General features: G+C 60.3%; 8 protein-coding genes. 2 read left to right on the top strand and 6 right to left on the bottom strand.

The window, feature by feature from the left end; all coding sequences use genetic code 11:
* Window positions 1–1,257 (bottom strand): GspE/PulE family protein (locus tag DBR23_RS03360; RefSeq protein ID WP_199227620.1); only part of this gene is annotated, 1,257 nt, incomplete at its 3' end.
* A gap of 324 nt (window positions 1,258–1,581) precedes the next feature.
* Here DBR23_RS03360 and DBR23_RS03355 point away from each other — a divergent pair.
* Entirely contained in the window at window positions 1,582–3,486 is a 1,905-nt protein-coding gene (locus DBR23_RS03355; protein WP_108497319.1) for a hypothetical protein, read from the top strand.
* Window positions 3,487–3,503: 17 nt separating this feature from the next.
* Here DBR23_RS03355 and rfbC read toward each other — a convergent pair whose 3' ends face one another.
* From rfbC to DBR23_RS03330, 5 genes are all read right to left on the bottom strand, one after another.
* Window positions 3,504–4,049: a dTDP-4-dehydrorhamnose 3,5-epimerase gene (rfbC, locus tag DBR23_RS03350; protein WP_108497318.1), complete on the bottom strand. Its 546-nt coding sequence runs from the start codon at window positions 4,047–4,049 to the stop codon at window positions 3,504–3,506.
* 12 nt (window positions 4,050–4,061) lie between these two features.
* The gene (gene rfbA / locus DBR23_RS03345) at window positions 4,062–4,946 is read right to left on the bottom strand and encodes a glucose-1-phosphate thymidylyltransferase RfbA (RefSeq protein WP_108497317.1); all 885 of its coding nucleotides are present in this window, start codon (window positions 4,944–4,946) and stop codon (window positions 4,062–4,064) included.
* 14 nt (window positions 4,947–4,960) lie between these two features.
* The gene (gene rfbD, locus DBR23_RS03340; protein ID WP_108497316.1) at window positions 4,961–5,851 is read right to left on the bottom strand and encodes a dTDP-4-dehydrorhamnose reductase; all 891 of its coding nucleotides are present in this window, start codon (window positions 5,849–5,851) and stop codon (window positions 4,961–4,963) included.
* A complete protein-coding gene (gene rfbB / locus DBR23_RS03335) occupies window positions 5,848–6,942 on the bottom strand; it encodes a dTDP-glucose 4,6-dehydratase (protein WP_108497315.1) in 1,095 nt (364 codons plus the stop codon). The genes rfbD and rfbB overlap by 4 nt, the downstream gene beginning before the upstream one ends.
* A gap of 109 nt (window positions 6,943–7,051) precedes the next feature.
* Window positions 7,052–9,037: an SDR family oxidoreductase gene (locus tag DBR23_RS03330; protein WP_108497314.1), complete on the bottom strand. Its 1,986-nt coding sequence runs from the start codon at window positions 9,035–9,037 to the stop codon at window positions 7,052–7,054.
* 227 nt (window positions 9,038–9,264) lie between these two features.
* On the opposite strand from DBR23_RS03330, the gene DBR23_RS03325 reads away from it, so the two are divergent.
* Window positions 9,265–9,749: phasin family protein (locus DBR23_RS03325; RefSeq protein WP_108497313.1), on the top strand; the 485-nt coding region annotated here is incomplete at its 3' end.

The following is a 9,749-nucleotide window of genomic DNA, read 5'->3' as shown; positions in this document are numbered from 1 at the left end:
CAACACCAAGTGGCCCGTCAATGCGGACTGCACCGCAATTTGGGCGGTTTCCCCATCCCGCATTTCACCAATCATGATGATGTCAGGGTCCTGTCGGAGGATCGAGCGCAAGGCGTTGGCAAACGTCAAGTTGATCTGCGAGTGAACCTGAATCTGGTTGATGCCTTCGAGCTGATACTCGACAGGATCTTCCACAGTGATGATCTTTTGCTCGCTCGCATCAATTTTCGCCAAGGCCGCATACAGGGTGGTGGTCTTGCCAGAGCCGGTCGGGCCGGTGACCAACAAAATGCCATGCGGGCGGGCAAGCAGCTGGTTGAAGCGCGCCAACGTGTCTTTCTCGAAGCCCATTTTTTCGAGTTCCAGCCGTACACTGGCCCGATCCAGGACCCGCATGACCACACTTTCACCGTGAACCGTAGGCACGGTAGAAACACGCAAATCCAGTTCGCGCCCCTTCACGCGGGTCTTGATACGGCCATCCTGCGGCAAACGGCGCTCGGCAATGTCGAGGTGCGCCAGGAGTTTGACGCGCGAATTGACGGCTGCAGACAGGCGTGGGGGAACCAGTTCACCGGGGTGGATCACACCGTCAACGCGATAGCGAACATGCAAACCATCATCGAATGGCTCCAAGTGAATATCCGAAGCGCGAAGGTCAATCACGCGGCCGATGATGGTGGTGACCAACCGAATGACAGGCGCCTCGCTCGCGAGGTCTTTGAGATGCTCAACAAAGTCCCCGCCATCCAGCCCGTCGCCAAAGCCGTCGTCCGCATCTTCAGCCTCTTCAACCGGCTCGACCAGAGCTCTTTCAATATCGCTCTCAAGAGCGAGGTGAGGTTGAATCTTTAGCCCTGTGGCGAGGTGCAGCGCCTTGACCACAAACGCGTCCTGCGGCACAGACATGGCAACGTGCAGGACGCCATTCTCCAGGCGTAGCGGATAGATGGCATGGGCCTGCAGAAACTCAGGCAGCAACCCCTCGACTTCGGGCATGAGATCAGGAAAACCATCCGCCTGCACAAAAGGGACACCCAGTTGACGGGCCAAGGCACCTGCTACATCTCCGTCGGACACCAGTCCCAGGCGAACCAGCACACGCCCGAGCATGCCGCCCATTTCCTGCTGGGCGGACAGCGCTCGATCCAGGTCGCGCGACGAAAGCTTCCCCGCCTGCACAAGAAGTTCGCCAAGCCTGGGGCGTGGTTCGGTGACCTCACCAGCCGGTTCGGCCAAATGTGTGTTTGTCGTCATGAAAAGTGTTGAAGCGGCCCCGAAAAATGAGGCACTAACCATAGGCGCACAGGAGTGCCCCCATCCAGCAGAGCTTTGGCAGGAGTGTAGCTTCGCTCTTGGATAGCCCATGTACGCATAAGTTGCGCCTAGGTACATACAACAGCAGCAACGCCGCCCAAGATCGACAAATGCTACAAATTGAGTAGCTTAACAAGCATGAAATACTTGCACTACCCTAGCCTTCTATGAACAAACGCTTCTGCAAGCGTCCAACTGCCTTTGCAGCGAGGCAGACTTACCTGGGCACGCAGACCCCAGGTTCACTCCATACCTTGATTTGCTATGAGTTCTCATGATTCAGTTGACCGACTGATGCCCCTGGCGGGGTTCGTTGCCGGATGTAGCGTCCTTGTTGCGGGCGCCATGGGCGCAGTCCTTCTGTCCAAATACTCGACGGGCGACGCTGCAACCAAAGAACGTATGCTGCTTGCTCCCATGATCGGGGCGATAGATACCTGCATTGCCACACCAGAAGGTTCCCCGTCACATCCTATGGATGACTTGGCACGCAGTTGCGTGGGCCCGCAGGGTTCGGCTGCGGCCTTGGTGGAGTCCACACTCTCAACGCTACAACCCCAGACGGGGGAACGAGGCCGCTATCCGTTGGGCTACACGCTGCCAGTACCGCTACTGAAATTGTTTCATCAAAATCCCCAAGGACATTGGGAGATAGATGGACGCCTGATCAATCGTCTGGTCCGAACGATCCGCGACACAGAAAGACCGCTGATTCTGTACTTGTTTTCGACCCACTTTTCGGCAGACGCCCCTCTGGAACAGGTCTTGGCCCAAGACAGCCGAAACCTGGCGCAGACACGCGATGGCCCTCTCGGACAAAGCAGCTATTACGGCGCGCCTCTGTACAACTGGAGTTTCGCGAGTACCCAGAACGAGTTAACGGAGCGCCGCACACAAGCGGCCCGGGCCGTCCTGGGTGCCGTGTGCCAACTCCCGGCACACGACATCGCCAAAGTGCGGGGCGTGACGCTACTGGGCGAGCTACATCACCTGTTCCCAAACTTTGAGGGAGGTATGGGGTTTGCGCCCCCCTATCGGGTAACGGACTACAGCCCACACTCTGTCACTGCATTTCGCTCGTTCCTGCGCCAAGAATTTCAAAGCATCGAAAAATTCAACCGAGCGGTGGGGGCGGATTACACCTCTTTTGACCAAGTCGCACCGCCTTCCAAAGACATTCGCACCGAACCATTGCAACGATACACCGAACACATCGATTCTTTTGCGCAAGGAACCCTGCCAATTTCTGGATGGGCCTATGTTCCGCACACCGAAGGATCAGGACCGGCCTGGGTGCATGTGTTTCGCAACGGAGTGTTCGTAGGCAAAACGCCGGTGAACAAAGGGCGGCAGGATGTACTAAAAGCAAAGCCCGAATTTGGCAGCGCCGACACCGGCTGGCGTCTGGACATGGATTTCCGGCGCCTGCCTGCTGGCATGCATCGCATCGACGTTTTTCTGGAGCAGGCTCCGGGACACCTCACGCCTCTGGGCACACGGCGTATCGCCATCATGGACAGGGCACAAACCTCACCCACGGAACTGCCTCAACAACCACTTCCAGTCAGCACGACCGCCGTGCCCTCGCCTCTTGCGAGCATCGACATGCCTGTTGATGAATCATCGTATTACTACAACCCCTTGGTCCCGCTGTGGCATCAATTCAGAGGGAAACAGGTGGTGGACTATCTTCGTTTTTTTGACGATGTCGTTCATGAGTCGTGCCTGAGCAAGACACCCCATTACACGCACCAGATCGTTCCTTTTGCCAATCCCAGTTGGGACGCGCACAAGTTCGCCATCGATGCGTCGCTGCGCGAGCAACAAGGAATACGCCTCGGGGTAAGCCTGTACGGAGATGCGAGTTACGGGCAGGCGTTTGGACAGTGGTACAAGGCCACGGGACACCGGGGTTACGGAGTCACGGAATTTCACCCACTCAAGGCCATGAATACGCCAACGCTTCAGCGCACACTGGACCAGCATGCTGCCAGGGGGGCTGAATTCTTGTCTTTTTTCATGGAGCCCCGCTGGGAGGGCAAGCTTGTGGCACGAGGCCACAACATCTTTTCGTTCGACCCAGACAACCCCCAGTTCGGATCTGACGCACTCTACGAGTCAATGCGGCAGGCACTGAGCCAAGGTACTACCAATCCACCGCGCCAATAGAGATTTGGTACCCAGCGTCAGGGGAATACCTCGGCATGAGACAGCTTGACCCCTTGAGCGTCTTTGACGGACAGGCGCGGCTCTGCGGTCAACCGCCAATCGATGGCCAGAACGGGATCGTTCCAGGCTATGCACCTCTCGTGTGCGGGCGCATAGTAGTCCGTGGTCTTGTACAGAAATTCGGCCGTTTCGCTGAGCACGACAAAACCGTGTGCAAATCCTGGAGGGACCCACAGCTGATGATGATTGTCCGCACTGAGTTCAGCTCCCACCCATTGACCGAAGGTGGGTGAACTGCGGCGGATATCAACAGCCACATCAAAGACCGAACCGCTGACTACACGGACCAACTTCCCTTGAGGCTGCTGGATCTGGTAGTGCAACCCCCGCAGCACCCCTTGGACGCTGCGGCTGTGGTTGTCTTGGACGAACTGGTGGGATGTGCCTGTCGCCTCGTTGAAAACCCGTTGATTGAAGCTCTCATAGAAGAACCCCCTCGCGTCTCCAAATACCTGGGGCTCTATCAGAACAACATCAGGAATAGCCAACCGTGTAGCTTGCATGAACAGCGCCTATCAATAAATCTTGTCTTTGAGCAGGCGCATCAAGTACTGACCATACCCACTTTTGACCAGCGGCTGAGATAGCCGCTCTAACTGCGCACTATCAATCCATTGTGAACGCCAGGCGATTTCTTCGGGGCACGCAATCTTCAGCCCCTGGCGGTGTTCCAGCGTGGCGATGAACTGGCCCGCCTCCAGGAGACTTTCATGCGTACCTGTATCGAGCCACGCATAACCCCGCCCCATGATCTCTACGCTCAACTGCCCTTGCTCCAGATACAGACGGTTCAAATCAGTGATCTCCAGCTCTCCACGCGGCGAGGGCTGAAGTTTCTTGGCCATCTCAACCACCTGGTCGTCGTAAAAGTACAGGCCTGTGACCGCATAGCTGCTCTTGGGTTGTGCTGGTTTTTCCTCCAGAGAAAGCACTTTGCCCCGGGAATCGAACTCAGCCACGCCATAGCGCTCAGGGTCCTGCACATGGTAGGCAAAAACACTGGCCCCCACTTCTCGCTGCCGGGCGTTGTTCAGCAGCTCGTGGAAGTCGTGCCCGTAGAAGATGTTGTCACCGAGCACCAGCGCACTAGGAGCTCCACTCAAAAAGGCTTCGCCGATCAGGAAAGCCTGCGCCAGGCCGTCTGGACTTGGCTGCACTGCGTACTGCAAGTTCAATCCCCACTGGCTGCCGTCACCCAACAGTTGCTCAAAACGGGGCGTGTCTTGCGGTGTACTGATGATGAGGATGTCCCGAATGCCCGCGAGCATGAGCGTGCTCAGGGGGTAGTAGATCATCGGCTTGTCGTACACCGGCAGGAGCTGCTTGCTGATAGCCAGGGTGGCCGGATGCAGCCGAGTGCCGGAGCCTCCAGCCAGGATGATGCCTTTGCGTCGCGTCATGTAGAGAGTACCGATCAGAGAACTTCAGCCAGCATGCGCGCCACGCCCGCTTGCCAGTGCGGCATCTGCAGGCCGAAGGTGGTCTGCAGCTTGCCGGTATGAAGGCGCGAGTTGTGCGGGCGCACGGCAGGAGTGGGGAATGCGCTCGTCGGGACGGGCGCAACTTCATTTGCTTCTATTTTGATAGCAGGCTGCGCTTGCTGCGCCTTCGCAATCACGAATTTTGCGTACTCGTTCCAGTTTGTTTCACCGGCTGCGACACAGTGGTACAGGCCTGCGTCCTGCGGGCGTTGCTGCAGGTGACGCAGCGCATGCGCCGTCACGTCGGCCAGCAGGTCAGCCCCCGTGGGCGCGCCCCACTGGTCGTCGATCACGGTAAGGCGATCGCGCTCCTGCGCCAGGCGCAGCATGGTCTTGGCGAAGTTGCCGCCGCGCGCCGCATAGACCCAGCTGGTGCGCAGAATGAGGTGCTTGGGGCACGCCTGCGCGATGAGCTGCTCGCCCTCGAGCTTGGTGCGGCCGTACACGCTCAAGGGAGCAGGCGTGTCGGTCTCGACCCAGGGGCGGCTGCCGCTGCCGTCAAAGACGTAGTCGGTGCTGTAGTGCACCAGCCATGCGCCGAGCTTCGCCGCCTCCAGCGCGATGGCGCCGGGAGTGGTGGCATTCAGCGTGCGAGCGAAATCGGCCTCGCTCTCGGCCCTGTCCACGGCAGTGTGGGCTGCGGCGTTGACAATGACGTCGGGGCGCAGGGTGCGCACCGTCTCAGCCACACCCGCAGTGTTGGCAAAGTCGCCACAGTGTTCCGTGCTGTCGTGGTCCAGCGCCGTGATCGTGCCCAGCACCGACAGGCTGCGCTGCAGCTCCCAGCCGACCTGACCGCCCTTGCCAAAAAGCAAAATGTTCATGCAGCAACGTCCGTGACGACTGCAGTGGCGGCCTCCTGCGCATACTGGGTCTGCACCCAGGCGCGGTAAGCCCCCGTCTGCACGCTGGCCACCCAGTCAGCATGGTCCAGATACCACTGCACAGTCTTGCGAATGCCGGTATCGAAGGTCTCGGCGGGCTTCCAGCCCAGATCCCGCTCGATCTTGCGCGCATCGATGGCATAGCGGCGGTCATGACCAGGACGGTCCTTCACGTAGGTGATCTGGGTGCGGTAGCTCTGGCCGTCAGCGCGGGGGCGCAGCTCGTCGAGCAGCGCACACACCATGTTCACGATCTCGATGTTGGGCTTCTCGTTCCAGCCGCCCACGTTATAGGTCTCGCCGGGCGTACCGGCTTCCAGCACGCGGCGGATAGCGCTGCAGTGGTCTTTCACATAGAGCCAGTCGCGCACCTGCATGCCGTCGCCATACACCGGCAGGTTCTTGCCGGCCAGCGCGTTGACGATCATTAGCGGGATCAGCTTCTCAGGGAAGTGGTACGGCCCGTAGTTGTTGCTGCAGTTAGTGGTGAGGACCGGCAGGCCGTAGGTGTGGTGCCATGCGCGCACCAGATGGTCGCTTGCGGCTTTGCTGGCGCTGTAGGGACTGTTGGGCTCGAAGCCACGTGTCTCGGTGAAGGCCGGGTCAGTGGGTGCGAGCGAGCCGTACACCTCGTCGGTGGATACGTGCAGCAACCGGAAGGCGGCACGTTCGCCCTCGGGTAGCACAGTCCAGTAAGCGCGCACGGCCTCCAGCAGGCGGAATGAGCCGACGATGTTGGTCTGGATGAAATCCTCGGGGCCGTGGATGGAACGGTCCACATGGGATTCGGCGGCGAAGTTCACCACCGCGCGCGGCTTGTTCTCAGCCATCAGTCGGGCGACCAATGCAGAGTCACCAATGTCCCCTTGCACAAAGATATGGCGCGCATCACCTTGCACACTTTCCAAATTGTGCAGATTGCCCGCATAAGTGAGCTTGTCGAGGTTAACAACGGGCTCACTGGAGGCAGCGAGCCAGTCAAGGACAAAGTTGGCGCCGATGAAACCCGCGCCGCCAGTTACCAGAATCATAGGGGGCTGTGTGTGATGCCCGTTGGGCAAAGCCTGTGATTATCCCTGCCCGCCTGACCTCTGGGTAACAGATTTCAACACGGGCCCCTTGGAGGAAGGCGGCGCAGCTTCAGAAGTGGATGCCACGCATCATCTGCTGCAGCGCCACGGCCTCGGCCGACAGCTGCGGCTTGGCGTCCTTGCTGCCCTTGGCGGCGGTGGAGTCTGGGAACATGCGAAAGCTCGTGTTCATGGTGATCTGCGCCACGCGTGGCACCAGCGCGTGCAGCAGCTGGCCGGTGATGCCCAGCCGCGTGGCGATGCGCACCGGCTTGAAGATGCAGGCCTGGGCGATCATGTCCGCCGCCTCCTCGGGGCTCAGCGTGGGCACGTTGTTGTAGATCTTGGTGGGCGCAATCATGGGCGTGCGCACCAGGGGCATGTTGATGGTGGTGAAGGTGATGCCCTGGTCGGCAAACTCGCTGGAGGCACAGCGCGTCCACGCGTCCAGCGCCGCCTTGCTGGCCACATAGGCCGAAAAGCGTGGCGCATTGGTCAGCACGCCGATGGAGCTGATGTTGACCACATGGCCCTTGCGCTTAGCCACCATGCCGGGCAGAAAGCCCATGGTCACGCGCAGGCAGCCGAAATAGTTGAGCTGCATGGTGCGCTCGTAGTCGTGGAAGCGGTCGTAGCTCGACTCGATGGCGCGGCGGATGGAGCGGCCCGCGTTGTTGATAAGGAAGTCCACACCGCCGTGGTTGTCGATGAGCAACTGCACAAAGCGATCGCAGTCGGTCATGTCGGCGATGTCGGCCGAGTACGCGATGAAGCTGTAGCCTTTCGCCTTTGCCTCGGCACAGGCCTCGTCCAGCTTGTCCTGGTCACGTCCGCAGATGATGGTGGTCGCACCCGCCTCAGCAAACTTGTGCGCCGCCGCCAGCCCAATGCCGGACGATCCACCGGTGATCAGCACCACCTTGCCCGCCACCGTGCCCTTGAGCGTGCGGTCGATGAACAGCTCGGGGTCCAGATTGCGCTCCCAGTAGTCCCACAGCCGCCAGGCGTAGTCCTTGAGATTGGGGCAGGTGACGCCGGAGCCCTTGAGCGCGGCCAACGTTTCGCGGCAATCAAAGCGCGTGGGGTAGTTCACGAAGGTGAGCATGTCCTCGGGCAGGCCCAGGTCCTTCATGACCGCGTTGCGCACGCGGCGCACGGGCGCCAGTGCCATCAGGCTCTTCTTCACGCTCTTGGGGATGAAGCCCAGCAGCGCGGCGTTGACAAACAGGTTCATGCGCGGCGCATGGGCTGCTCGGCTGAAGATATCGAGCACATCGCCCACGCGGTAGCCCACTGGGTCCACCAGGTGGTAACACTTCTTGGTGATGTCCTTCTGGTGGCTGATGACGTTGAGGGCGTTGACCACGAAGTCCACCGGCACGATGTTCACGCGCCCCCCTTCCAGGCCCACTGTGGGCATCCAGGGCGGCAGCAACTGACGCAGGCGCTGGATGAGCTTGAAGAAGTAGTAGGGGCCGTCGATCTTGTCCATCTCACCCGTGGTGCTGTCCCCCACCACCATGGCCGGACGGTACACCGTCCAGGGCACCTTGCAGTCCTGGCGCACGATCTTTTCGCTCTCGTGCTTGGTCTGGAAGTACGGGTGGTCCAGGCCCTCGGCTTCTTCGAACATGTCCTCGCGGAACACGCCTTCGTACAGGCCGGCAGCCGCGATGGAGGAGACATGGTGGAAATGCCCGGCATCAATCGCCTTGGCCAGGTCCACCGTGTTGCGCGTGCCCTCGATGTTCACGGCCACCTGGGTTTCTTCGTCCGCACCCAGGTCGTACACCGCCGCCAGGTGGTAGAAATGGTCGATCTGGCCTTTGAGCTTCTTCACGTCGTCTGCCGCCACGCCCAGCTTCTTCGCAGTGAGATCGCCAAACACAGGGATCGCACGCGTGGGCCCGACACCCCAGAAGCTGCGCAGGTCGGCCACCTTGTCCGCACTTTCCTTGCGGATCAGGAAATGCACCACCGCCCCCTTGCGCTCCAGCAGCTTCTTGACCAGCCGCTTGCCAATGAACCCCGTTGCCCCCGTCACGAAATACTGCATGGATAACTCCTCTGAGATAGCTTCATTCTTGCCCAAGGCCTGCGCGCACCGATTCAGCAGAAACCCGCGCCGATGCTAGGCGGCCAGCGAACGCCCCCGCTAGATGGCACGCTCTACATTTTTAGGAGCGCGCGCCTACACCTGTCGCGCAGTGCGGCGTACAGTGCGGCCATGCGTCGAAGGCAACCCGCCCCGGCAAACCCAACCAACCGCACAACGGAGGCCCCATGGTCAAGAAACTGCAGAAACTCAGCGCTGACAAGAAGAAGAGCAACGCCCAACTGTCCAGCACCGTCAAGGACTCCGCCCAGCAGATCTGGCTGGCCGGCCTGGGTGCCTTCTCCAAGGCGCAGGAAGAAGGTGGCAAGGTGTTTGAAGCCCTGGTCAAGGAAGGCCTGACCATCCAGCGCAAGACCCAGGCCGTGGCCGAAGAAAAGATCACAGAAGCCACCAGCCGCGTGACCACCATGGCCAGCGACATCGGCTCCAAGGCCCAGGGCCAGTGGGACAAGCTCGAAAACATCTTTGAAGACCGCGTGGCCAAGGCCCTGGCCAAGCTGGGCGTGCCCTCGGCCCGCGACCTGGAAGCCCTGAGCGCCCGTGTGGACGCCCTGGCCAAGGGCAGCAAGGCTGCCCCCGCCAAAGCTGCTGCCAAGGCAGCCGCCAAGCCTGTTGCCAAGGCCCCTGCCAAGAAGGCGGCTGCCTTGGCAGG

It is taken from the genome of Acidovorax sp. HMWF018 (assembly GCF_003061035.1).
GTDB classification, from domain to species: Bacteria; Pseudomonadota; Gammaproteobacteria; order Burkholderiales; family Burkholderiaceae_C; genus Acidovorax; species Acidovorax delafieldii.
This window is presented reverse-complemented; position numbering and strand designations above follow the sequence as displayed.

What these genes read in the sequence shown, in the direction of transcription:
- rfbC (WP_108497318.1), bottom strand. Translation starts at nt 4,049, where the DNA reads ATGCAAGCTACACGGTTGGCTATTCCTGATGTTGTTCTGATAGAGCCC.
- rfbD (WP_108497316.1), bottom strand. Translation starts at nt 5,851, where the DNA reads ATGAACATTTTGCTTTTTGGCAAGGGCGGTCAGGTCGGCTGGGAGCTG.
- rfbB (WP_108497315.1), bottom strand. Translation starts at nt 6,942, where the DNA reads ATGATTCTGGTAACTGGCGGCGCGGGTTTCATCGGCGCCAACTTTGTC.
- rfbA (WP_108497317.1), bottom strand. Translation starts at nt 4,946, where the DNA reads ATGACGCGACGCAAAGGCATCATCCTGGCTGGAGGCTCCGGCACTCGG.
- DBR23_RS03330 (WP_108497314.1), bottom strand. Translation starts at nt 9,037, where the DNA reads ATGCAGTATTTCGTGACGGGGGCAACGGGGTTCATTGGCAAGCGGCTG.
- DBR23_RS03355 (WP_108497319.1), top strand. Translation starts at nt 1,582, where the DNA reads ATGAGTTCTCATGATTCAGTTGACCGACTGATGCCCCTGGCGGGGTTC.